Origin of the sequence: Umezawaea endophytica (assembly GCF_025061645.1) — a bacterium.
Classification (GTDB): Bacteria; Actinomycetota; Actinomycetes; order Mycobacteriales; family Pseudonocardiaceae; genus Umezawaea; species Umezawaea endophytica.
Window position 1 is genome coordinate 609,612 of the sequence record NZ_JANYMP010000001.1, and the last position, 22,205, is coordinate 631,816.

General features: G+C 71.0%; 22 protein-coding genes. 7 read left to right on the forward strand and 15 right to left on the reverse strand.

What is annotated here, in order from left to right; translation table 11 throughout:
- The first annotated feature begins 156 nt into the window (after nt 1–156).
- Nucleotides 157–672 (forward strand): hypothetical protein, encoded by a 516-nt coding sequence (locus NZH93_RS02345; RefSeq protein WP_259621188.1) that lies wholly within the window; start codon nt 157–159, stop codon nt 670–672.
- Nucleotides 673–696: 24 nt separating this feature from the next.
- Here NZH93_RS02345 and arfA read toward each other — a convergent pair whose 3' ends face one another.
- The 8 genes from arfA to NZH93_RS02385 form a co-directional block, all read right to left on the reverse strand.
- Complete coding sequence (gene arfA / locus NZH93_RS02350) at nt 697–2,202, reverse strand: arabinosylfuranosidase ArfA (RefSeq protein WP_259621189.1); 1,506 nt, start codon at nt 2,200–2,202, stop codon at nt 697–699.
- Between the two features lie 42 nt (nt 2,203–2,244).
- Nucleotides 2,245–2,934, reverse strand: a complete 690-nt coding sequence (locus NZH93_RS02355; protein ID WP_259621190.1) for a carbohydrate ABC transporter permease — start codon at nt 2,932–2,934, stop codon at nt 2,245–2,247.
- Nucleotides 2,850–3,977 carry a right-handed parallel beta-helix repeat-containing protein gene (locus NZH93_RS02360; protein WP_259621191.1) on the reverse strand — a complete coding sequence of 376 codons (1,128 nt, stop codon included), beginning with the start codon at nt 3,975–3,977 and terminating at the stop codon, nt 2,850–2,852. Before NZH93_RS02360 ends, NZH93_RS02355 begins: the two co-directional genes overlap by 85 nt.
- A 69-nt stretch (nt 3,978–4,046) precedes the next feature.
- Complete coding sequence (locus NZH93_RS02365) at nt 4,047–5,336, reverse strand: pectate lyase (protein WP_259621192.1); 1,290 nt, start codon at nt 5,334–5,336, stop codon at nt 4,047–4,049.
- A 483-nt stretch (nt 5,337–5,819) separates the two neighbouring features.
- The gene (locus tag NZH93_RS02370; protein WP_259621193.1) at nt 5,820–6,230 is read right to left on the reverse strand and encodes a hypothetical protein; all 411 of its coding nucleotides are present in this window, start codon (nt 6,228–6,230) and stop codon (nt 5,820–5,822) included.
- An 89-nt stretch (nt 6,231–6,319) separates the two neighbouring features.
- Nucleotides 6,320–6,898: a hypothetical protein gene (locus NZH93_RS02375; RefSeq protein WP_259621436.1), complete on the reverse strand. Its 579-nt coding sequence runs from the start codon at nt 6,896–6,898 to the stop codon at nt 6,320–6,322.
- A gap of 167 nt (nt 6,899–7,065) precedes the next feature.
- Complete coding sequence (locus NZH93_RS02380) at nt 7,066–7,650, reverse strand: class I SAM-dependent methyltransferase (protein WP_259621194.1); 585 nt, start codon at nt 7,648–7,650, stop codon at nt 7,066–7,068.
- Between the two features lie 23 nt (nt 7,651–7,673).
- Entirely contained in the window at nt 7,674–8,618 is a 945-nt protein-coding gene (locus NZH93_RS02385) for an EamA family transporter (RefSeq protein ID WP_259621195.1), read from the reverse strand.
- Between the two features lie 83 nt (nt 8,619–8,701).
- Between NZH93_RS02385 and NZH93_RS02390 the strand changes: the two genes are divergently transcribed.
- The 3 genes from NZH93_RS02390 to NZH93_RS02400 all read left to right on the forward strand — a co-directional run bounded on the left by NZH93_RS02390 (nt 8,702) and on the right by NZH93_RS02400 (nt 11,069).
- Nucleotides 8,702–9,256: a CGNR zinc finger domain-containing protein gene (locus tag NZH93_RS02390; protein WP_259621196.1), complete on the forward strand. Its 555-nt coding sequence runs from the start codon at nt 8,702–8,704 to the stop codon at nt 9,254–9,256.
- A 137-nt stretch (nt 9,257–9,393) separates the two neighbouring features.
- Nucleotides 9,394–10,023, forward strand: a complete 630-nt coding sequence (locus NZH93_RS02395) for a hypothetical protein (protein ID WP_259621197.1) — start codon at nt 9,394–9,396, stop codon at nt 10,021–10,023.
- Between the two features lie 137 nt (nt 10,024–10,160).
- Entirely contained in the window at nt 10,161–11,069 is a 909-nt protein-coding gene (locus NZH93_RS02400; RefSeq protein WP_259621198.1) for a trypsin-like serine peptidase, read from the forward strand.
- Between the two features lie 4 nt (nt 11,070–11,073).
- Here NZH93_RS02400 and NZH93_RS02405 read toward each other — a convergent pair whose 3' ends face one another.
- From NZH93_RS02405 to NZH93_RS02430, 6 genes are all read right to left on the reverse strand, one after another.
- The gene (locus NZH93_RS02405; RefSeq protein WP_259621199.1) at nt 11,074–11,946 is read right to left on the reverse strand and encodes an SAM-dependent methyltransferase; all 873 of its coding nucleotides are present in this window, start codon (nt 11,944–11,946) and stop codon (nt 11,074–11,076) included.
- 71 nt (nt 11,947–12,017) lie between these two features.
- A complete protein-coding gene (locus NZH93_RS02410; RefSeq protein WP_259621200.1) occupies nt 12,018–12,890 on the reverse strand; it encodes a helix-turn-helix domain-containing protein in 873 nt (290 codons plus the stop codon).
- 93 nt (nt 12,891–12,983) lie between these two features.
- Entirely contained in the window at nt 12,984–13,217 is a 234-nt protein-coding gene (locus tag NZH93_RS02415) for a DUF397 domain-containing protein (protein WP_259621201.1), read from the reverse strand.
- 356 nt (nt 13,218–13,573) lie between these two features.
- Entirely contained in the window at nt 13,574–14,005 is a 432-nt protein-coding gene (locus NZH93_RS02420) for a hypothetical protein (RefSeq protein WP_259621202.1), read from the reverse strand.
- Nucleotides 14,006–14,495: 490 nt separating this feature from the next.
- A complete protein-coding gene (gene fxsT, locus NZH93_RS02425; protein WP_259621203.1) occupies nt 14,496–16,838 on the reverse strand; it encodes an FxSxx-COOH system tetratricopeptide repeat protein in 2,343 nt (780 codons plus the stop codon).
- A gap of 249 nt (nt 16,839–17,087) precedes the next feature.
- On the reverse strand, nt 17,088–17,570 hold the full coding sequence (locus tag NZH93_RS02430; protein ID WP_259621204.1) for a MarR family winged helix-turn-helix transcriptional regulator: 483 nt from the start codon (nt 17,568–17,570) through the stop codon (nt 17,088–17,090).
- Nucleotides 17,571–17,793: 223 nt separating this feature from the next.
- On the opposite strand from NZH93_RS02430, the gene NZH93_RS02435 reads away from it, so the two are divergent.
- Nucleotides 17,794–19,290 (forward strand): FAD-dependent oxidoreductase, encoded by a 1,497-nt coding sequence (locus NZH93_RS02435; RefSeq protein ID WP_259621205.1) that lies wholly within the window; start codon nt 17,794–17,796, stop codon nt 19,288–19,290.
- Nucleotides 19,291–19,304: 14 nt separating this feature from the next.
- Here NZH93_RS02435 and NZH93_RS02440 read toward each other — a convergent pair whose 3' ends face one another.
- Nucleotides 19,305–19,967, reverse strand: coding sequence for an SDR family NAD(P)-dependent oxidoreductase (locus tag NZH93_RS02440; RefSeq protein WP_259621206.1), 663 nt, complete (start codon nt 19,965–19,967; stop codon nt 19,305–19,307).
- 112 nt (nt 19,968–20,079) lie between these two features.
- Here NZH93_RS02440 and NZH93_RS02445 point away from each other — a divergent pair, with 112 nt between their 5' ends.
- Nucleotides 20,080–20,877, forward strand: a complete 798-nt coding sequence (locus NZH93_RS02445; protein ID WP_259621207.1) for an IclR family transcriptional regulator — start codon at nt 20,080–20,082, stop codon at nt 20,875–20,877.
- A 547-nt stretch (nt 20,878–21,424) separates the two neighbouring features.
- Nucleotides 21,425–22,189 carry an ABC transporter permease gene (locus NZH93_RS02450; protein WP_259621208.1) on the forward strand — a complete coding sequence of 255 codons (765 nt, stop codon included), beginning with the start codon at nt 21,425–21,427 and terminating at the stop codon, nt 22,187–22,189.
- Nucleotides 22,190–22,205 lie beyond the last annotated feature (16 nt).

Genomic DNA, 22,205 nt, shown 5'->3' on the forward strand with positions numbered 1-22,205 from the left:
CGGTTCAGCGCTCGGGTGGGTGCACACGAACGGCTCCGGTCCGGTCGAGCGAACGTGCGAAGGGGCCATTAACGCTTCCCCGAGCCCGACGTATTCACCGATGGGCAATTCAGCCCGCGATTCCATTCGAGCTGTTCATCCGTGGAGGAGTGTGCAATGGGCGGTTTCATCAATGCCACAGCGGGAACGGGCAACGACGCGTCGGAGAGCGAGGTCCGATGTGGACGAGCGCTGGCGGGACTGCTGCCCCCGAAGCACACGGTGGTCCTCTTACCGCCGAGCGGGCACAGAGCCGCGATCGGGGGAAGCGGCTCGACGGCCGACTTCACCGTGTACACCGGGGGCAGCGAACTGAGCGTCGCCAAGCCGCTGCTGGAGGTCCAGGAGAACGAGAACTACTGGGGGACGATCGACGCGTACACCCCTGACCGGTACAACCCCGCGGGCTCGGTCAGCATGGTCAGCGACAAGCTGAACACCCAGGCCACCGCCGTCATCGTGGACCTGGTGAACATCACCAACGACAAGCAGCGCGCCGAGGTCGTCACGAAGATCATCGCCATGGTGGACAAGAGCTTCAAGGGCCGCATGGTCATCTTCCACTACCAGGGCACGAACCGCGTGTACAACCGGGTCGGCAGTTTCGAGGACACCAGGGACTCCTTCATCTGACGGAGGACGACGCCCGCGGGGACGTCACCCCTGTGAGCGGACGAGCCTGACGGTGTTCCAGGACACCGGTGGGAGCACGACGGTCAGGGTGTCGCCCGTGAGGTCGGTGGGCTGCGGGCGTGGGACGACGCGGTCGGGGTCGTGCTCGGTGTTGGTCGCGGAGGTGTCCGGGTCGGAGAGCGTCCACGACTCGGCCACCTCGACGGCGCCGAAGGCGAGGGACACCCGCAGTTCCACGGGTTCCGCGCGGTGGCGGTTCACCGCGAACACCACGACGTCGCCGGTGGCGGGGTCGTGGGTCGCCACGGCGTCGACCACCGGGACGTCGCCGTAGCGCGCCGTGGGGTAGGTGGGCGAGACGGCTTCCACCCGCAGCACCTGTCCCCCGGCCAGCCTGGAGGTCAGCGCGAACGGGTGGAAGGTCGTCTGCCGCCAGGCCGGGCCGCCCGGTTCGCTGCGGATCGGCGCGATGACGTTGACCAACTGCGCCTGGCACGCGGCGGCGACCCGGTCGCTGTGGCGCAGCAACGAGATCAGCAGGCTGCCCACCACGACGGCGTCGGTGACGTCGTACCGGTCCTCGATGACACGGGGCGCGACCTCCCACTCCACCGGCGGATCGGCCTGGAACCGCTTCTGGTACCAGACGTTCCACTCGTCGAACGACAGGCCGATCCGCTTGGGGCTCTTGAGCCGCGCGCCGACGGCGTCCGCCGTGGCCACGACCCGGTCGATGAAGTAGTCCATGTCCACCGCCGAGGCGAGGAAGCTGTCGACGTCGCCGTCGAGCACCTCGTAGTAGGCGTGGCAGGAGATGTGGTCGACCTGGTCGTAGGCCAGTTCCAGGACGGTCGCCTCCCACTCGCCGAAGGTGGGCATGGCCGAGTGGGAACTCCCGCAGGCGACGAGTTCGAGCCCCGGTTCGGCCTGGCGCAACGCCCTCGCCGTCTCGGCGGCGAGCCTGCCGTACTCGTGCGCGGTCTTGTGGCCGGTCTGCCACGGCCCGTCGAGCTCGTTGCCCAGGCACCACAGCGTCACGCCGTGCGGCGCCTCGGACCCGTTGGCGCGGCGCAGTTCCGACAGGTGCGTGCCGCCCTCGTGGTTCAGGTACTCGTGCACGTCGAGCGCTTCGGCGACGCCCCTGGTGCCGAGGTTCACCGCGTACATGACCTCGACGTCGGCCTTGCGCGCCCAGCGCACGAACTCGTCGACGCCGACCTCGTTGGTCTCGATGCTGTGCCACGCCAGGTCTCGGCGCACGGGACGGGACGCGGCCGGGCCGATCCCGTCCTCCCACCGGTAGCCGGACACGAAGTTGCCCCCCGGGTAGCGCACGAGCGAGACGCCGAGTTCCCGCGTCAGCGCGAGCACGTCGCCGCGGAAGCCGTCCTCGTCCGCCGTCGGGTGCCCCGGTTCGTAGATGCCCGTGTAGACGCAGCGGCCCATGTGCTCGACGAACGACCCGAAGATCCGCCGCCGCACGGGTGCGACCACGTGGTCGGGGTTGAGGACGAGTGACGCGTTGAGCACGGTTCCCCCGGAGGTGGTCGCGGTTTCGGTGGTGGGCAGGGACTACTTCAGGGCGCCCGCGCCGACCCCGCCCCGCCAGAAGCGCTGGAGCAGGACGAAGGCGGCGATCAGCGGGACGATCGCGAACAGCGCCCCCGTGACGACGAGGTTGAACAGCACCCTGGTGCCCGCCTCCTGCTGCGCGGTGTTGAACCACGTCGTCAGCCCCACGGTCAGCGGGTAGAGGTCGGTGTCGCTGAGCATCACCAGCGGCAGGAAGTAGTTGTTCCACGTCGCCACGAGCGTGAACAAGAAGACGGTGACGAGCGCCGGCCGGATCATCGGCACCACGATCTGCCAGAAGATCCGCAGTTCCCCCGCCCGGTCGACGCGGGCGGCGTCGATCAGCTCCACCGGCACGCTCTCGGTGACGTGCACGCGGACCAGGTACGCGCCGAACGGGCTGAGCAGCGACGGCAGGATGATCGCCCAGACGGTGTTGACGATCTCCAGCCGCGACAGGATCAGGTACGTGGGCAGCACCAGCGCCGTGGCGGGCACCATGATCATGCCGAGCAGCGCGGTCTCGAAGAACCGCTTGCCCCAGAAGGAGAAGCGGGCCAGGCCGTACCCCGCCGCCGCGGCGAGCGCCGTCGCGCCGACCGCGCTCACCCCGGAGTACAGCGCCGTGTTGGCCAGCCAGCGGCCGTAGGCGCCGTCGTCCTCGCGGAAGAGCTGGACCACGTTGTCCACGAGTTGCCCACGCCTGCGGAACCGGAGCCCACCGACACGTCGATGCCGTTGGCCACGGCGAGGTTCTTCGTCAGCGTGCTGGAGGAGCGGTCGAAGGCGAACCCGGTCTTCGGGTTGTCCCAGGCCGTGCTGCGCTCGATCCGGTGCCCGCCGGGGTTGTCGTTGTCCACGAAGCCGCTCGCCGCGTTGTCCCACGCCATGCCGTCGCGGACGGTGTGGTCGGCCGCGACGCCGTTGCCGCCGAGCTTGAACCCGTTGCCGTCACCAGTGAAGCCGGGCAGGTTCCAGCGGTTGAACCCGTTGCCCCAGCCGAGGGTGAGCTCGGTGAGGATCGGCGAGGAGAACATCCAGTAGTCGAGCCCGTCGTCGGAGTTGTTCCACAGCCTCGCGCCGCGCACGACGTTGCCCGCGCCGCTGCCCTCCTTGATGGCCAGGCCGTCCGCGCTCTCGCCGTTCTTGCGCGGGTCGCGGTTGCCGTAGGAGTCGAGGTCGACGACCAGGTTGCCGCTCGACGCGCCCTGGACGTGCAGTCCGGACTCGTAGTTGTCCCTGGTGACCAGCCGCTCGAAGACGCTGCCGTTGGTGTCCAGGGCGAACACCCCGTACGGGCCGTGGACGACCTCCAGCCCGACGATCCGCCAGTGGTCGCCCTCGACGTGGATGGCGCCGCGTTCAGCGCGCGGGATGCTCGACCCCACCGCGCCCGGTGTGTGCGGCATGTTCTCCCCGTCGACGACCACCCGCTCACCCCCGTGGTTGCGCAAGGTGATCGGCAGGCTCGACGTGCCGTCGCGCAGCAGCCGGACGTTGGTGTCGGGCGCGTAGGTGCCGCCGCGGAGGGAGATTGTGGTGCCGGGCCGGGCGAGGTCCACCGCCTTCTGGATCGTGCGCAGCGGCGCGGCGAGCGTGCCGGGGTTGGCGTCGTCACCGCCGGTGGCCACGTACAGGGCGTCGACCGGCGCGGGGGCCGCGTCGAGCGGCGGTGCCGCCAGGACGGAGGCCACGGCCAAGGCGGTTCCCGCGACGAGCAGCGTCGCCCTCATCGATTTCCTCCTGCGGTGGTGGGGTTGGGACGTGCGGAGCCGGGACCGCGGTCCCGGCTCCGACGGCCGCTACTTCTGGGTGATGTCGGACGGTTGGTAGAGGCAGTTCACGCCGTCGGCGCCGGAGCCGATCTTCGTCGGCTCGCTGCCCTTCGGGACGCCCTTGTACTTGTCGCAGATCGAGGTGCTGCCGTAGACGGTGATCCGGGAGAAGCGGGCGGTGTCGCCCCAGTTGGTGTTGATGCCCGCGAGCACCTTCGTGGACCGGGCGGTCACGCCGTCGAGCACGACGTGCCGCTGGTAGGAGTTGGTGCAGTTGCCGCAGGCCCGGTAGAGCTTGCCGGAGCTGTGGACCTGGAAGTTCCGGATGGTGACGGTGCCCGCGCCGTTGTGCTGGAAGACCTTGTCCGAAGCGGACTTCGCGCCGCCGCCGTCCACCAGGTAGGTGGCCGACGAGCTGGAGCTCAGGAAGGTCGCGGCGTCCTCGCCCACGTCGTTCCACCACACGTTGCGGATCGTGCAGGACCCCTCGCAGTGGATGCCGTCACCGGCGGGCGCGTCCAGGAAGACGTTCTGGATGGTGCCGCCGTTGGCCACGACGAACATCGGGTCCTGGCTCTCGCCCTGGCCACCGTCGCCGATGCCGTAGTAGCGCTTCATCCCGCCGTCGAAGAACGTGCCGACGTCCTTGGTCGTCGTCTGGTGCACGCTGCCGGTGTCGGACGGCCACGACCCGCTGCCGTCACCACCGCCGGGCGGCGGTGACGTGGTGGTGGTCGTGGTCGTCGTGGTGGTGGTGGTCGGGTTCGTCCCGCCACCGGACGGCGTGAACGTCCACTGCTTGGTGGAGGCGCTGTCGCAGGAGTTCGTCTGCACCAGCGCGCCCGCGGAGGTGGAGTTGTCCTTGAGGTTCATGCACTTGCCGCCGTTGGTGTCGACCACCCGGTAGGCGCTGCCGCTCTCGGTCAGCGACCAGGTCTGGCCCGCGGACCCGGTGCACGACTGGAGTTCGATCACCTTGCCCGCCGACGTCGAGGCGTCCCGGACACCGACGCACAGCCCACCCGCGGCCGACGCGATCCGGAACCCGCCGCTGACCGCCGTCAACGTCCACCTCTGGCCCGCGCACGCCGACTGCTGGAGCTGCGCACCCGCGTCCGCGCTCGGTGCGGCGAGGCAGAGCCCGCTGCCCGCGTTGGTCACCGCGTAGGTCCCGGCGCCGACGGCGGCCTGCGCCGTCGAGGCGATCGGCCAGGCCGCGACGGTGGCGACCAGCGCCGCGGCACTCGCCGCCGCGGCCAGACCGACGCGCCACCGCCGTGGCGCGCGCGTGGTCGGGGGTTGAACCGGTGTGCTCATGACGACTCCGACTTCCCTGGGATCAGCGGTGGACACGATTCGAAAGAGCACGGCGAAACGGCCTCTCCGACCGATTCAGCCCTGCGACCCGAGGAAAGGAGGCGGTCACCCGTGCCGAATCGGGAATTCACCGATCCGCCGTCGGACGACCGAGGCAGCGCCTCCGGGTTTTCCCTACGTCGCTGTACGGAAACCGCTCTCACGCCGAATGCTAGACACCGTTGAACTGGCCGGTCAACGGCAGTCGCGTTCGACGAAGTCCCACGTCAGGAACGTCGAACAGGATCGAATACCGAGGTCGGCTACCGTCGAATCGATCACCCGTCACGCCTTCTCGACCGGAAATAGACGCGAATGGTCATACTCGTGAACAGAATCCGCCCGCAAAAGGCCGACGGGCGGTCGCGCCGGACATCCGGTATTCGCGTCCGCCGAAGTCACCGGGCGAACACGACAGCTCCCGAATCCCGGAACTCGACGCGGCTACAGCCAGCGCAGCGCCGCGTCGACGCAGTCCTCCGGGCGGCTGTTGAACGCGATGGCCGCGTCGGGCGCGTGCCGCCGCACCAGGTTGACCACCTTCTCGAACACCTCGACCAGCGGCTCGTGCGTCCGGAGGCCGCCCCCGATCACCACGCAGCCGTACTCCGCGCCGGTCAACGCCTCCACGACCGCGGCCTCCAGGCCCTCGTCCACCGCGAGCAGGCACCAGTCCGCCTCGACGCCCCGCTCCTCGAACCGCGCCCGACCACGCGCCAGCGCCGCCCGCACCGGCTCCGGGTCCCACCCGTCGAGCTTGGCGGGGTCGAGCCCGACCACGAGCACCCGTGCCACCACCACGGCCACCTCCCGCTCGCGGAGCGCGCCACGACGGCGAGCACCAGCGGTCCACATGGTGCCGGCACCTCCGGTCGTCCTGCCCCTCACCACACCAAGACCACTCGGCTAGGTAGGTGGCGTTCCGGGGAGAGGCGACATGACCGTCACAGGCAAGGCGGCCGGTAGCCGTGCACGCGCAGGCCGCGGAACTCCAGCTCGTTGGCGGTCTTGCCGACGAACACGAACCCGCGCGCCTCGCGGAGCGCGGAGTCGAACGAGTACGTCGGCTTCCCGAGTTCCGGGAGGGTGGTCCACGCTTCCGGCCGGAAGCTGAAGAACCGGGTCACCGTTCGCCCGCCGGTGGACGGCACGAGCGTGAGCCACTTGTCGCCGCCGCTCCAGTGCGACGCGGGGCGCAACTGGAGGTACACGTCGTCGGTCGCGCTGTAGGTCAGCCGGAAACCCGCGGACCGGGACAGGTCGACCTGGGCCTCGAACTGGTTGGCGAGCCAGAGCACCACGACGTGCCACTCGGCGTTGAGGAACGACACCCTGGCCGTGTAGCCGGTCCTGCCGTGCCCTTCGCGGACTGGGGTGAGCAGGCTGCCGGTGGCGGGCACGGTGGCGCCTTCCCCACTGGCCAGCCACTGCTGGAACCGGTCGATCGACGGCGTCCGGCACTCACGGGAATACCCGCTGTCCGACCCGTGATCCCGTTGCGCACCAGCGGTTCCCGGCGCCATCACCAGGGACAGCGCCAGTCCCACGACCGCCAGCCCCGCCACGACGACCTTCCGCACCCGGCCCACCCGCTCTCACCGTCGACGGCCGACCAAGATCCACCGGGACGCTACCACCGACGCGCGGGGACGCACCGGAGGTTCACTGGTTTGGACCATTCCACCGGTGCTCACCCGCGACTGGTCAGCAGGTACCTCTCGTCGGAGGTGGGACCGCCCCACAGCCGAGGATCGTCCAGCGCGCGGACGAGGACTTCGGTCCTGTGCCGTCCCACGAGGTCGCGGCACCGGGCGGCGCTGATCCCGGAACCGGTCGACCAGAGCCCTTCGACCAGGACCAGCCGTCCGCCGGGGCGGAGCAGCCGCAGCCAGCGGGCCAGCGCGGCGTCCGGGTCGGGCAACGCCCACAGCACGTGCCGGGCGAACACGACGTCCACCGACGCGGGGTCGAACGGTGGATCCGCCGCGTCGCCCTGGCTCACCCGCGCCGACAGGCCCACCTTGGCCCTCGCCGCCGCGACCATCGCGTCGGACAGGTCCACGCCCCGCACGTCGTACCCCGCCCCGGCCAGCAGGGCCGTGACGCTCCCGGTCCCGCACCCCAGATCGGCGACCCGCGCGGGGACGGGCGGCATCTCGGGCAGCAGCACCTCTTCCCACGCGGCGCGAACGTCCGGATCGAGCAGCCCGTGATCCGGTTCCTCGTCGAAGCTCGCGGCTTGGGCGTCCCAGAACTTCCGCACGTCGCTCGTCACGTGCCCCAGTCTGCCGAACCCCGCTACGAGTGCGGTGTGCTGAGCGCCGGAACGGCGGCCTCCGCCGGGCGTTCGGCGCGGACCGCGGCGATGCCCGCGAGGATCAGCGCGCCGCCCACCAACTGCCACGGGGTAAGCGCTTCCCCCAGCAGGAGCCAGGCGAACACCGACGCGGACACGACCTCCAGCAGTCCGATGAACGACGCGAGCCTCGACCCGAGGATCCCGGACGCCGTGATCCCCGAGGCGTAGGCGAGCGCGGTGCCGACGACCGCGACGATGAGCAGCGGCACCCACCACGGCGCGGTGAGGTCGAAGAAGGGGACTGCGCCGAACGTGGCGGTGAACGGGAGCACGCCGAGCGCGCCGGTGAGCGCCACGACGGGCACGGCCAGCAGCATCCCGGCGCCCGCGAGCGCGACCGGGGGGAGGCCGTTGTTGGCGCGGGCGGCGATCGTGAAGTACACGGCGCACCCGATGGCGGCGCCGAAGGCGGCGATCAGGCCGATCGGGTCCACGGCCCGGATCGCGCCGGGGCCGATCACCAGCACCAGCCCGCCGACCGCGAGCACCGAGCCGACCAGGACGACCGGCGCGGGGACCCGCCTGCTGACCGCCCAGGTGAACCCGACCAGGATCAGGGGGGCGAGGAACTCGATGAGCAGCGCGGTCGCCACCGGGATGCGCTGGATCGCGGCGTAGTAGAGGACCTGGGTGATCGCCACGCCGACGACGCCCATGCCCAGCACCGGCCACCGCGCCTGCCAGAGCACGGCCCACCGGCCCCGCAGCGACACGACGACGAACGGCAGGAGCACGAGTCCGGCGACGAGCGCGCGGGCCGTGACGGCGGCGGCCGGGGACCAGCCCGCCTCCAGCAGCGGTTTGACGAACGCCCCGGACGTGCCGAACGAGATGAACGAGACCGCTGCCGCGATCAAGCCCGCGGACATCGGCGGAACCTTCATGCCTGCCTCCCCGATCCGAGCGCTGTCATGACCTAACCTGGATGTCACCCCTGACGCTAGGCCGGTCCAGGTAAGGAGTCAATTTGCGTTTCGCCCCTGACACGGAGGAGTCGCTGGCCGTCATCGTGGTGCTCTGCAACACCGACCCCGCGGCGTCGCGCAGCGGCACCGACGAGCTGGCCACCGTCGAGCAGCTCGCGGAACTCCTGGGCCGCTACCCGTACACCGGGCGCATCGACCACGACGAGGCGGAACTGCGCGACGTCCACCGCACGCGGGCCCTGCTGAGGCACGTGTGGACGCTCGACCGCGACGACGCCGTCGAGGCGGTCAACAAGATGCTGCGCGACGCCAAGGCCCTCCCCCACCTCGTGCGGCACGACTCGCTGGACTGGCACATGCACGCCACCGAGCCGGAGGCCCCGCTGGCCGAACGGCTCAGGGTGGAGGCCGCGCTGGCCTTCATCGACGTGATCCGGATGAACGAGATGGGCCGCCTGAGGATCTGCGAGGCCGACGACTGCGCCGGACTCGTCCTCGACCTGTCCCGCAACGGCCTCAAGCGGTTCTGCGGCGTGCGGTGCGGCAACCGGATGAACATGATCGCCTTCCGCGAGCGCCGCGCCGAGAACGGCTGACCCGACGGCACGACATGTGACCCAGGTCACGGCAACTGGATTACCCGATCCCGCGTGACCACTCCGGACGCAGATCGCGTCATCGAGTGGCGGTGCCGCGGGGGGTATTCGCGGCCCGCTTCCCAAGGGGGTCAACCATGAGATTCGCCGTGCTTTCGCTCGTCCTCACCTCGGTCTTCACGTTCGCCGCACCGGCGAACGCCGCGAACGAGGCAACCGCCGCGGACGAGGTGACCGCCCGCGCCGACCTCAACGGTGACGGCGTGCTCGACACGGTGGTCGCCCAGGCCATCGAGGGCAACCCGGACGAACAGCTCCTGGTCGCCACCATCAACGGCGTGCGGCTCGACGCCCGCGTGCCGCTCTACTCCCGCATCGGCGTCCCGCCGCTGCAAGTGGTCGACCTGAACGACGACGGCACCGACGAGGTCATGGTGACCGAAGCGCTGGGCGCCAACACCGTGACGGTCAGCACCTGGGGCCTCTACGGCGGCCTGCGCCCGGTGACCTGGCCGAACGGCGAGGTCATGAAGGTGTGGGAAGGCGGGGGCATCTCCAGCCTCTCCGCGTACGGGTGCGAGCAGGCGGGCGGCGGCCGCAGGCTCGTGCAGGTGTCGACGTCGGTCGACTGGAACACCCTCATCTACTCCGGCGACCGGATCACCTACTCCCTCGCCGGGAGCGTGGCGACCGAGACGTCCCGCGTCCCGGTCTCCGGGAAGCGGGACGACCCGGCCCTCCAGACCGACCCGGCCGCCTGCGCCTGACACGGGGTCGTCGCCCGGCCGTGGAGGGTCTCACCGAGCCCTCCACGGCCGGATCGTCTCCGTCCCCTGTGGACAACCGCGCTCGACCACTTGATCAAGCCGCACAACCTCACGCGCGTCCCGGACGTCCACTGTGCATGACCTCGACTACCGCGCGTTCCGCCGCGACCCTCACGATCCTCGGCACCGTGCTGGCGATGACGACCGCGCCCGCCAACGCCGCCGGTGAAGGCACCGTGGTGACCACGGTGCCGGAGGCGGACCGGGTCGCCGCGGTGTCCTACTGGACGCCGGAGCGCCTGGCGCTCCTCGGCTCGGACGACCGCCTGGCCCCAGCCGAGACCACCGCCACCGTCTGGGGTGGCGCGACGCCTCCCGGCGTGGGGCGGCTGTTCCTCACCTTCACGCCCGGCGGTGACGCGTCCTGCACGGCGACCGTGGTCCCCAGCTCCAGCAAGGACGTCGCGTTCACCGCGGGCCACTGCGTCAACGGCGGCCTGGACCGGTGGGACAACCCGATCAAGGTCTCCAACGTCGTGTTCGTGCCCGGCTACCACGACGGCGAGGGGCCGCACGGGGTGTTCCCGGTGCGGGCGTTCGCCTGGCCCGACACCTACCGGGGCCCGTCCAGCGCGCTGGACGACGACGCGGTGATCGCCGTCGACCCGGTGGGCGGGGCCCACGTCGCCGACGTCGCCGGAACGCAGGACATCTCGTTCGACCCGGTGGCGTCCCCCGTGGGCACGACGATCCTGGGCTACCCGGTGTCGCGGCTCGCCAGGGGCGAGTCCCTGGTGTCCTGCGCGCTGCCCTCCACCCTGAAGACCAACTCCGTGTACTCGTCGTGGCAGTCCTACTGCGACATGGCGGGCGGCTCCAGCGGCGGCCCGTGGCTCAGGGACTTCGACCCCGCCACCGGGAGGGGAACCCTCTTCTCCGTCACCAGCAGGGGAACCGTCAACGAGGACGGCACCACCGCCGACCTCAACGGCGCGGCTTTCACCGACGCCGTGCGGACCCTCCACCAGACCGCCGGGGACCTCTGACGGGTCACCGCCGCACCGCGACCCCGGCCAGGACCGCCGAGCCGTTCGGGGAGGCGAAGGTGACCGTGCGCGCGGACGCGCTGGAGTTCTCCGGGTGCCAGAGCGGAGTCCAGACCAATCCGGGGTCGACCACCTCGAAGTCGCCGAACAGCGCCGTGATCTCGGCGCGGCTCCGCCAGACCACCGGGTTGCCCGCGGCGTCGTAGAGCTGCTTGAGACGGGCGAGCCTGGCGTGCGCGTCGGGTGGGACGCCGTCGTCGGTGACGTGGGACAGGGCGAGGTAGGAGCCCACCGGGAGCAGGTCCCGGTAGCGGGCGACGACGGCGGGCCCGATGTCCCGATCCGTGACCGGGTCGGGCTGCTGGACGTGCAGCACCGCGATGAGCAGCAGGGCGATCGGCTGCCCGGTGTCGATGACGCCGGTGGCCAGCACCCGCCGCCAGAGGTCGTCCGGGTCGCGCAGGTCGGCCTGGACCGCCGCGTGGCGCTCGGGGTCGCCGTGGTCCTCCAGCAGGAGGCGGGAGTGGGCCACGGCGACGGGGTCGTGGTCGACGTACACGACCCGCGCCGCGCCCGGCGCCACCTCGTCGGCGACCTGGTGGGCGTGGCCCATGGTCGGCACCCCGGAGCCGATGTCGACGAACTGGCGGACGCCGCGGCTCACGACCAGGTGGCGCACCAGGCGGTGCAGGAACAGCCGGTTCGCCACCGCCATGTCGCGCGCGAGCGGGAACTCGGCCAGGACGCGGTCGCCGAACTCCCGGTCGACCGCCCAGTTGGTGCTGCCGCCGAGGAAGTAGTCGTACACCCGCGCGACGCTCGGCCGTTCCAGGTCCACGTCGCGCGGCGGGTATGCCCCGCCCTCCGGCACGGTCACGGTTCTCCTCCCATCGTGCCCTCCCCCTGCCCGGACGAAAGTAGCTCGCGGCGGTGCCGCCCCGACGCGGGTCACCCGGTCGGCCTCCCCGCCCTGAGCCGGACGAGGAGGTCCAGGAGGTGCTGCCAGGTGTCCTCCCGGCTGTGCGACACCGCGAGCAGCTCCTCGAACTTCCTCTCGTGCGCGGCCACCCGGTGCGCGTCGTCGAGGTACATCGCGTCCTCGGCGATCTCGACGTAGAGCCGGGGCCGTCGCCGGTCGGTCAGGGAGAACAGGGTGAAGTCCGGGACCATGTACCGCAGCGGCGCCGAGTGCGGCAGCACGTGCAGCCGCAGGGTCGGGAGCGCGTCGAGGAGCCGGACCAGGTGGTCGACCTGGTCCACCGCCACGGCCCCCGGCCCGCCGCGCCGGACGTTGGTCAGGGCGGACTCGCCGATCACGTAGGTGTGCTCGGCGTCGGGGTTGGACCGGAAGACGTCGCGCCGCTCCTCCCTGATGCGGATCAGCTCGGCGGTCCTCCTGACGTCCGGCGAGTCGAGCACGGCGACCATGTAGGCGTCGGACTGGAGGACTCCGGGGATCTGCCCCTGGCTCCAGGCCCGCACCCGCTCCGCCTCCTGCTCGTAGGTCAGGAAGCGGTGGAAGTAGCGGGGCGAGTTCGTCCCCCTCGGCCGTCGCGGGCGCTTGTCCGCGGAGTGGTCGGCGATCATCGCCCTGGTCACCTCCGAGGTGACGTCGAGCACCTCGATGATCTTCATCAGGTCGATGTACTCGACCCTGGACACACCCGACTCGATCTTCTGCACCTTCGACTGCGACCAGCCGAGCTTGTCCGCCAGCGCCGTCTGGCTGAGCGCGCCGCGTTCGGCCTTGATCCGGGCGCCCAGGCTGCGCCCCGCCTTCGTGGTGGCGGGCACGCGCCTCGGTGGGGAATCACGCGTCACGAGAACGCCTCCGTGCCGCGGGCAGGCGGTCCGACGGTCAGCGGCGGACCGTCCTCTCCCGACCGTCCACGCCGGACTCGACCGCTCGTCCGGTCAGCGGTCGAAGCGCCCGTCGTGCGCGGCCAGCAGGAAGCCCCGCCACCCCGTCGCGGGGAACACCAGCGGTCGTCCACCCGGCCGCTTGGTGTCGCGGACGCCGACGACCTCGACGGCCGCGGAGTTGACCTCGACGCAGTTGCCGCCGTCGGACCCGCAGTGGTGAGCCGTCCGCCACCCCACCACCGGCAGCCCCGATGTGCTTCCACCCTGTCGCGCGTTGATGTCCATGAGCACCCCCGAAGTGTTGTCGTGTTGATTCGTGCTTTCAATAGTGCGACAACGGCGTTCGGCGGGCAATAGATGGCGCCACCTGACTTGGCAGACCACGGGGGAATAATCACCTTATTAAGCGAAGCACATTCACGCGACCGACCGGTGGCGCTTTTCACATCGAGGCTCCCGAAAGCTGAAAGGGTGCCACGATCCGTGGAAATGGGGGCAACGGCGACCGAGTTCACCGAAGGCATGCATCCCTCCGAGATGTCGACGGGCGTGCGGAGGCCCGGACGCGCACCGGCTCCGGCAACGACCGAGGCCATGCCGGTGACCTGCGCGAACGGGGTGGAGCCGACCGAAAGGGCGGCCTACTCCCCGACTCCCGAAACCCTCGGCGCCCGCGACCGCCCACGCCGGCCGTGGCGACGTCCGCAGAGCCCCTGGTGCGCGACCACCAGCGCGACCAGCGGCGCCACTCCTCCAGCCCCGAACGCCGCGAACAGCGACAACGACGCCACCACGAGGAACGCGGCCACCACGACCACCACGACCGAGGAGTGCGCCATCGCGCACCAGTCGCCGCGAGCGGACGGTGCGGGCGCCGGGGTGACGGTGCGGTGGCGGCCGGACGCCGCCTGCCGGGGTCGCACCGAGCCGACTCCGGGTCGCGCCTCCCCGACTCTCCGACCAGCGCGCTTCACGAGCGCGCCGTCGCCGGGCCCGGCGAGGACGAGGGTGCGGCGGGCGACCGAGCCCTCGCTGTCATGCGGCTGGGGGGTGTCCGGACGTAAGATCACCATGTTGATTCCTCAATCGTGCTTGGGGGACAACGCTCTGGACGCGGCCCTCTGCTGACATCAGGGGGTCGCGTCTTTTTTGATTGATCGCGCACATTTCACGGCTGTCGGGATTGACCACCGGTCCGGCGTCCATGATGCACGACCGGGGATAACCCCGGCAACTCCCCGAGACCCCTTCCGCCGAACGGCGACCGGGCGACGATGAGCGGTCGACGCCCGTTCACCTCCGCTTATCACTCGACGATCGGGATAAACGCCTTGCCAAACCAACGTACCCGCGCCGACATCACCCGTTCAGGCCAACGAAGACGATCTTCGCAGGTCGACAGGAATGGCCTTCATACGAAAGTGTGAGTATCCGGCTCATCCGGGAATGAGTGACGGAACTATTGAAACGTGGATTAATCGCACTATTCCCCCTACCCGCGGACTTCGGCGTCGGTGATCGCCCTTGAGCGACCGCTCACCGAAAAGGCGGCGGGCCGCCACCTCACCCGTCCTCCTCCGGCCCGACCACCCGCGGGGCGGTCTTGGTCCGGGAGATGACCCAGGCCAGGATGTTCCGGGTGGTCAACGTGTCCGGGTGGTCCGGCCCCAGCACGCGTTCGCGGAGGGCGAGGATGTCGCGGTACTCCACCTCCGCGACGTCCAGGTCACCCCGGCTGCGGAGGGTCGAGGCCAGGTTGTTGCGGGTGAGCAGCGTGTGCGGGTGCTCGGGCCCGAAGACGCGCTGCTGGATCGCCAGCACGTCCCGGTACTCGACCTCGGCCGCCGCGAACTCCCCCCGCTTGTGGAACGTCGAGGCCAGGTGGTTCCGGGTCGTCAGCGTGTCGAGGTGCTCGGGGCCGAGCACGCTTTCCCGGAGGGCGAGGATGTCGCGGTACTCCGCTTCCGCCGTCGCCAGATCGCCTCGGAGGCGGAGCGTAGACGCCAGGTTGTCGCGGGTGGTGAGCGTATCCGGGTGCTCCGGGCCGAGAACGCGGAGGTGCACGGCGAGAATGTCCCGGTACTCCGCTTCCGCCGTCTCCGGATAACCCTGGTGGTGGAGCGTCCAGGCGAGATCGCTGCGGGTGGTGAGCGTATCCGGGTGCTCCGGCCCGAGTACCCGGAGGTGCACGGCGAGAATGTCCCGGTATTCCACTTCCGCGGTCGCCAGATAACCCTGGTGGTGGAGCGTCGTGGCCAGATCGCCGCGCGTTGTCAGCGTATCCGGGTGCTCCGGGCCGAGAACGCGGAGGTGGACCGCGAGAATGGCGCGGTACTCCGCTTCCGCCGCCGCCAGCTCACCCCGATCGCGCCGCATCCCGGCGAAGTTCCGCCGGGTGAGCAGCGTCTCCGGGTGCTCCGGCCCGAGCAGGTCCAGGCGGGTCGCCAGCGCCCGCCGGTAGAACTGCTCGGCCTGGAGGCCGAACCCGACGGCGGCGCAGAAGTCGGCGGCCCCGCTCTGGACCGAGGCGAGGTCGAGCGCCGAGCGCCGGTCCGCGTGGACCACGGCCGGGACGCCGTAGGAGAGCTGTGAGCAGTGCGGCAGCAGCAGTCGCCACAGCGGCCACTGCGCCGGGTCCGTGCCGTCGAGGTCGGCCACCACCCGCCGGATCATCGCCACCTGCGCCGCGGCGAAGTCGTCGCGGTGCTCGACGGTGTCCACCTGGTCGCGGTTGGCCTCCCGCACGAGCGGGTGCAGCGTGATCGTGTCCACCGCGTCGGCGCGGTGCTCGATCAGGCCGAAGCCGCCCAGGTCGCCGACCAGCGTGGTCAGGCTCTGGGCGGTGACGCCCTGGAACAGCGGTGACGCGCTGAGCGCCGACGCACCCAGCAGCGCGACGGGGATCGGGCTCGGGGCGAGCGTGCACAGCAGGCGCATCAGCGGCCTCGCCGCGAAGTGCCCGCGATTGGTCAGGAAGGCGAGCGACAGCTCCCAGGTGCGGGACAGCAGTTCCCGTTCGCCCAGCTCGGTGCCCGGTGCCGCCGCCGTCGTGGTGTCGCGGAAGCTCTCGTCCAGCGCCGTCCCGTACTCGGCGTAGCTGCGGGGCTGGGTCGAGCCGGGCAGCCTCGGCGTCGTGCTGATCGCGCCCAGGTAGTTGCCCGCCAGGCTCAGCGCCAGCGGCAGGCCGCCGAGCTTCGCGACCAGGTCCCTGGCGTTCCGCTCGGTGCCGACGCCCGGCGCCAGCTCGCGCAGCACGGCCGCCCCGTCCCGTTCCTCCAGCACGGTGACGGGGTGCAGCCGCGGCCGGTGCCCCCACACCGCCCGGCGACCGTCCCTGCTGGTCACCACCACCGCTCCCCCGGTCCGCGGGGTCCGCAGCCAGCCGCGGGCCGTCGACACGCGGTGGTCGTCCGCCACCAGCAGCCGCGCGTCGTCGGCGTTGTCGAGCACCAGCAGCCACGGCTCGCGGAAGCCGTCGAGCGCCTTCCACAGCAGGTCCGGTGCGGACGCCTGGCCCGACCAGGCCGCGCGCACCGAGTCGCGCGGGGCGCCCGCGCGGACGGCCACCTCCCGCAGCCCCTCGGTCACGCTGGTCCCGCTCGTCGCGTCCACCCACCACACGTGCACCCAGTCGCGCAGGCGCCGCGCCAGCTCCACCGCGACGGTGGTCTTCCCGTAGCCCCCGTTGCCGTGCAGCACCACCACCTGGTTGCCCTGCTTCACCACGACTTCCAGCTCGTCCAGCAGCGTGTCGCGGCCCCGGACGGTGTGCGCCACCTCGTCCGGGATCGTCAGCGATCCCAGTCCGGGGGCCTGGGCGGCGGAGGTGTGCACGTGGAGGTCACGGGCAGCCTGGTTGACGGTGGCCGCGTCGGTCGCGGAGCAGACCTGATGGGTCGATAACACCACCGGCTCTAAATTGATAAATTTACTCATCTTCAGTCCCCCATGGGCGTCAACGACCTGCCCGACCGCGCGAATTCCACAGGTAACCGCACCGGCGGGTCGTTCATCACCGCATCCGTGCGGGATCGCTATTTTCTTTACGAACAAATCGGCGCGCCCATTCCGCTCCGACCGGTGGACCATCGGGTCGGCCTATGCCACGGGTTCCCGTTGTCGGGAAATGCCCATTCCCCGACAGCGGGGACCGCGCTAGGCGTCCGGGTCGTCCTCGGGGGCCCTCATGGTGAGCAGGTCGTCGACGTACCTGCGCAGCAGCCGGTCCAGTTCGAACAGGTCGCGGTCGGTCCACCGCTCGAACACGGGCGCGGTGAGCCGGTGCCGGGCGGCGTCGAGCGCGTCCGTGACGCGGCGGCCCTCGGAGGTGATCAGCGCTTCCCTGACCCGCCGGTCCGCCGCGCTCGGGCGGCGTTCGACCAGGCCCAGCTCGGCCAATTTGGCGACCTGCCTGCTGACCGTGGTGTGGTCGCGCCCGGCCCGGTCGGCGAGTTCGACGACGCCGATGGGCTGGAACCGCTCGATGCCCACCAGCAGCGTGAACAGGGCGCGGTCGAGCGTCACCCCCGCCTCGGCGAGGAGGACGTCGTCGCGCTGCGGCAGGTTCATGAGGGCGATCAGGTCCACGACGGACTCGTGCAGGTGCCGCCGCGCCACCAGTCGACGTCTCGCGGTCATCCCGCCGCACCTGCCTCTCGGTCCGCCCAGGACGGGCGCGCTCATGTTAACGCGAGCGCGCCCCGGTCGATCACTCCACAAGTTCTGTGCATCGAGCACATATTTTTGCCCGGCGACCGACAGCCGAACCCGCAGCTCAAGGCCGAGTTTCCAGGCGAGTCAACGAAGAAACCGGGCCGCGGCACCGTTGACGGCCTCACCGCCGAGCCATAACGTGTGCATCATGCACACGATTGACGACACGGACCACACCGACGTGATCATCTCCGGGTCCGGGGCGGCGGGGCTGACCCTCGCCATCGACCTCGCCCGCAGGAACGTCGGGTTCCTGCTGATCGACAAGGCGCCGCACCCGTTCGAGGGCTCGCGCGGCAAGGGGATCCAGCCCCGCACCCAGGAGGTGTTCGAGGACCTCGGGCTGATCGACCGGGTCGTCGCCTCCGGCGGCCTGTACCCGTTCCAGCGCCACTACTCCGATGGCGGCGCGGTGGACGAACCCGTCATCGCCCCACCGCAGGCGACACCGGAGGAGCCGTACCAGATCCCGCTGATGGTCCCGCAGTTCCTCACCGAGCGGCGGATGCGCGACCGGCTCGCCGAACTCGGCCACGTCCCGCTGCACGGCCACGAACTCGTCGGCTTCGACCAGGACGACGACGGGGTGTCCGCCCGGATCGCGACCCCAATGGGCGAGCGGACCGTGCGGGCCCGGTACCTGGTCGGCACCGACGGCGGGTCGAGCTTCGTCCGCAAGGCGCTCGGCGTCGGGTTCCCCGGCAAGACCCTCGGCGTCCGGGCGGTCGTGGCCGATGTGCTGGTCGACGGCGTCACGTCCGACGCCTGGCACCGCTGGGACCTGACGTCGCTGTGCCCGTTGCGCGGCACGGACATGTTCCAGTTCCAGGGCCCGGTCCCGTTCGACGTCGACGTGGACCTGTCCGCCGCCGGGCTCACCGCGCTGCTGCGCGAGCGGACCGGGCGGGACGACCTCGTGGTCCGCGAGGTGCGCTGGGCGTCCGCGTTCGAGATGAACGCCCGGCTGGCCGACGGCTACCGGCGCGGGCGGGTGCTGCTGGCGGGCGACGCGGCGCACTGCCACCCGCCGACCGGGGGGCAGGGGCTGAACACGAGCGTCCAGGACGCCTACAACCTCGGCTGGAAGCTCGCCGCCGTGCTCGACGGCGCACCGGACTCGCTGCTGGACACCTACGAGGAGGAGCGCAGGCCCGTCGCCGAGGGTGTGCTCGGCCTGTCCGTGCGGCTGCTCGAAGCGGCCAAGGAGCGCGAGATCCGGCGCGGGCGCGAGGTGGGTCAGCTCGACCTCGGCTACCCGGACTCGTCCCTCACCGTCGCCGCCGCCGACCGCGACAAGGGCGTGCTGCCGGGCGACCGGGCGCCGGACGCGCCCGTGACCGGCGCGGGAGGCCTGGTCACCCGCCTGTTCACCCTGTTGCGGGGACCGCACTGGACCCTGCTCGGCCACGACGTCCACGCGTCCTCGGCGCCGGCCCCGCGCGCGGGTCTGCACGTCCACACCACCGGGCCGCGCGGTGACATCACCGACACCGACGACCACTTCCGGACCGCGTACGGCCTCTCGACCGACCAGTGGGTGCTGGTCCGTCCGGACGGGTACGTCGCCGCGGTGGTCGACACCGCCGGGCTCGCGCTCGTCGAGTCCTTCCTGGACGGTGTGGGCGTCCGCGCGCCGCGGTCCTGACAGGACGGTCGGGCTCAGCCCATCCACATGCCGCCGTTGACGTCGATCGTGGCGCCGGTGACGGAGTGGGCGGCGGGAGAGCACAGCCAGCCCACGGTCTCGGCGATCTCGGTGGGCGCGGTGATGTGGTCCAGCGGGATCGTCGCCCGCAGCGCCGACAGCTCGTCGTCGGAGAGGCGGTCGATCATCGGGGTCGCCACCGGACCGGGCGCCACGCAGTTCACCCGGACGCGGCGGTGGGCCTGGTCCTTGGCCAGGTGCCGGGTGAGGCCGATGATCCCCGCCTTCGCCACCGCGTACGCCGGGCCCGAGAGGCGGTTGCCGCCGTGCCGCCCGTTGACCGAGCTGAACAGCACCACCGAGCCCCCGTCGGCGAGCAGCGGCAGCGCGAGCTTCGCGACCACGACCGCGGAGGTCAGGTTGTCGTCGAGCACGCGGCGCCACTGGGCCAGGTCGAGGTCCTCGATGCCGCCGTGCCCGACGGACCCGGCCGCGTGCACCACGGCGTCCAGCCGTGGGACGTCGGAGAGCACCGCGGCGACGGAGTCGGGGTCGGCGGCGTCGTGGCCGAGCGCACGGTCCAGGACGACGACGTCGCCGCCCGCGGCGCGGAACCAGTCGGCGCACGCGGCGCCGATGCCGCCCGCGCCCCCGACGACGAGTGCTGTGTGGGTCATGCCCGTTTCTAACACGCCTGGTCACGGCACCGGTGGTGAGCAGGAGCACGGTTTGCCGAGGTGATCACCTACAATCCGCGTCCAGGTTGTTCGGACGGCGGAGGGGTGTGCGGTGAGCGGTGGGCCGGGCGCGCCGGAGGTCGAAGAGGGCGAGACCAGCAGCGGCATCGCCCGCGCGTTGCAGGTGGTCTTCGCGGTGGCCGAGTCCTCCGAGCCCGACGTGGGCGTGTCGGAACTGGCGCGCACGCTGGGCATGAGCAAGACCGTCGTGCACCGGGTGGTGCGCACGCTCGTCGCGACCGGGTTCTTCGTCGTGGACGAGCGGACCCGCCGCTACCGGCTCGGGCCGGGCGCGGTGAGCGTCGGCCTGGCGGCGCTGGCCCGCCTGGAGGTCCCGAAGGTCGCCCAGCCGCACATGGAGCGGCTGGTGGCGCGCACGGCGGAGACCGCCACGCTGTCCGCCCGGTACGGCGACCAGCGCATGTACCTCACCCAGGTGCTCTCCCCGCAGGAGATCAGGATGGCCGTCCAACTCGGCCACCTGTTCCCGCTGCACGTCGGCGGGTCGTCGAAGGCGATCCTGGCGTCGCTGACGCCCGCCGAGATCGACGCCTACCTCGACCGCGCGCTGACCGGCACGATGTCGGTCACCAGCCGCGAGGAACTGGTGGCCGAGCTGACGCGCATCCGCAGGCGCGGGTACACCGTCAGCCGGGGCGAGCGGCAGGTCGACGCGGGCTCGGTCGCCGCGCCGGTGTTCGACGCGACGGGCCGCGTCTACGGGTCGCTGTCGATCTGCGGGCCGGTCGCGCGGATCAGCGACGACAAGGTCGAGGAGTACGGAGCCCTGATCGTGGAGGCCGCCTCGGCGGTGTCCACCGGCCTGGGCTACCGCGGCCGCGACGCCTGACCTCGACCGCTTCAGCGGCGTCCACCGGCCTGATCCACCGCGGCCGTCACGCAGCGGTGTTCACCGGCCAGGGTCGCCGCGACCACCAACTCCCGCCCGCAGCCGTCGCGGCGGCGTCCACGAGTCCTGCCTACCGCGCCCACGACGCGTGACCGCGACCGTCCCCGCGGCGGTGTCGTCCGGCCCGGCCTACCACGCCCACGGCACCTGACCGTTCCGCCCAGCGGACCCGTTCACCCCTGCGCGTCCGATGTGGACGTTGCGCGCGCGTGTCCTGGTGTGACGTGCGATGGTCGAAGTTCACCCTGCGCGTTCGGTCCACTGCGGACCGCCCACCAGGGCGTCTCGTCTTGCTGAATTCGCCCCGAGGGTCCTTGACCCTGCACGTAAACGGTGCTTAGCATACCGCAATCCGGTACGGCGTTCCGCTAAGCGACACGGGCGGGACATCCAGGATTGGCGTGGAGGTCACCGAATGGCGAGCGAACCGCAGGCACCGACGACCCGGGACCCCTCCGGCACACGGCGGGAAACAGGCCCTCGGTGGTTGCTGTGGGTCACCACGCCGCTGATCCTGGCGGCGTTCATCGGCGGCTGGAAGCTCTACACGATCGTGTTCGACATCGGCGAGCTGATCCTCCCGCCGCCGGAGGACGTGTGGTTCGCGCTCATCGAGCTGCTCGGCCAGCCCATGATCTACCAGGCCACCTACGTCACGTTCTACGAGACGATGGTCGGCTTCCTCATCGCGGTCGTGTTCGGCGTGGCGCTGGGCATCGTGCTCGGCAAGGTGCGGTCGCTGGAGAGGGTGCTCTCGCCCTTCCTGGTCGCCACCCAGGTCGTCCCGAAGGTCGCCATCGTCCCGTTGCTGCTGCTGTGGTTCGGCTTCGGGCTGACGTCGAAGATCTTCATGGCCGCGATCATCTCGTTCTTCGTGATGACGCAGAACACCATCCTCGGCATCCGCTCCATCGAGCCGGGGCACCGCGACCTCATGCGGGTGATCCAGGCCCCGTGGTGGAAGCGCGTCATCTCGCTGGACATCCCGGCCGCGCTGCCCGCGGTGCTCACCGGCATCGAACTGGGCATCGTCTTCGCCATCACCGGCGCCATCGTCGGCGAGTACCTCGGCGGTGACGAGGGGCTGGGCGCGCTCGCGACGGTCATGCTCGCCAGCCTGCGCACCGACCAGCTCTTCGCCGTCGTGATCATCATGACGCTGCTCGGATTCCTGCTCTACGCCGTGGTGGCGGGCATCCGGCGATTCGCTATCCCCTGGCACGAATCGTCGGGGCGTGCCACCTCCCTCTAGCCGGAAACCAGGAGTA

Excerpts from the sequence above, each read along its gene's own strand:
- NZH93_RS02440 (WP_259621206.1), bottom strand. The coding sequence starts at position 19,967 with ATGACCCACACAGCACTCGTCGTCGGGGGCGCGGGCGGCATCGGCGCC.
- NZH93_RS02365 (WP_259621192.1), bottom strand. The coding sequence starts at position 5,336 with ATGAGCACACCGGTTCAACCCCCGACCACGCGCGCGCCACGGCGGTGG.
- NZH93_RS02385 (WP_259621195.1), bottom strand. The coding sequence starts at position 8,618 with ATGAAGGTTCCGCCGATGTCCGCGGGCTTGATCGCGGCAGCGGTCTCG.
- NZH93_RS02345 (WP_259621188.1), top strand. The coding sequence starts at position 157 with ATGGGCGGTTTCATCAATGCCACAGCGGGAACGGGCAACGACGCGTCG.
- NZH93_RS02370 (WP_259621193.1), bottom strand. The coding sequence starts at position 6,230 with ATGTGGACCGCTGGTGCTCGCCGTCGTGGCGCGCTCCGCGAGCGGGAG.
- NZH93_RS02415 (WP_259621201.1), bottom strand. The coding sequence starts at position 13,217 with ATGGACATCAACGCGCGACAGGGTGGAAGCACATCGGGGCTGCCGGTG.
- NZH93_RS02430 (WP_259621204.1), bottom strand. The coding sequence starts at position 17,570 with ATGACCGCGAGACGTCGACTGGTGGCGCGGCGGCACCTGCACGAGTCC.
- NZH93_RS02435 (WP_259621205.1), top strand. The coding sequence starts at position 17,794 with ATGCACACGATTGACGACACGGACCACACCGACGTGATCATCTCCGGG.
- NZH93_RS02400 (WP_259621198.1), top strand. The coding sequence starts at position 10,161 with ATGACCTCGACTACCGCGCGTTCCGCCGCGACCCTCACGATCCTCGGC.
- NZH93_RS02395 (WP_259621197.1), top strand. The coding sequence starts at position 9,394 with ATGAGATTCGCCGTGCTTTCGCTCGTCCTCACCTCGGTCTTCACGTTC.
- NZH93_RS02360 (WP_259621191.1), bottom strand. The coding sequence starts at position 3,977 with ATGAGGGCGACGCTGCTCGTCGCGGGAACCGCCTTGGCCGTGGCCTCC.
- NZH93_RS02375 (WP_259621436.1), bottom strand. The coding sequence starts at position 6,898 with ATGGCGCCGGGAACCGCTGGTGCGCAACGGGATCACGGGTCGGACAGC.
- NZH93_RS02420 (WP_259621202.1), bottom strand. The coding sequence starts at position 14,005 with ATGGTGATCTTACGTCCGGACACCCCCCAGCCGCATGACAGCGAGGGC.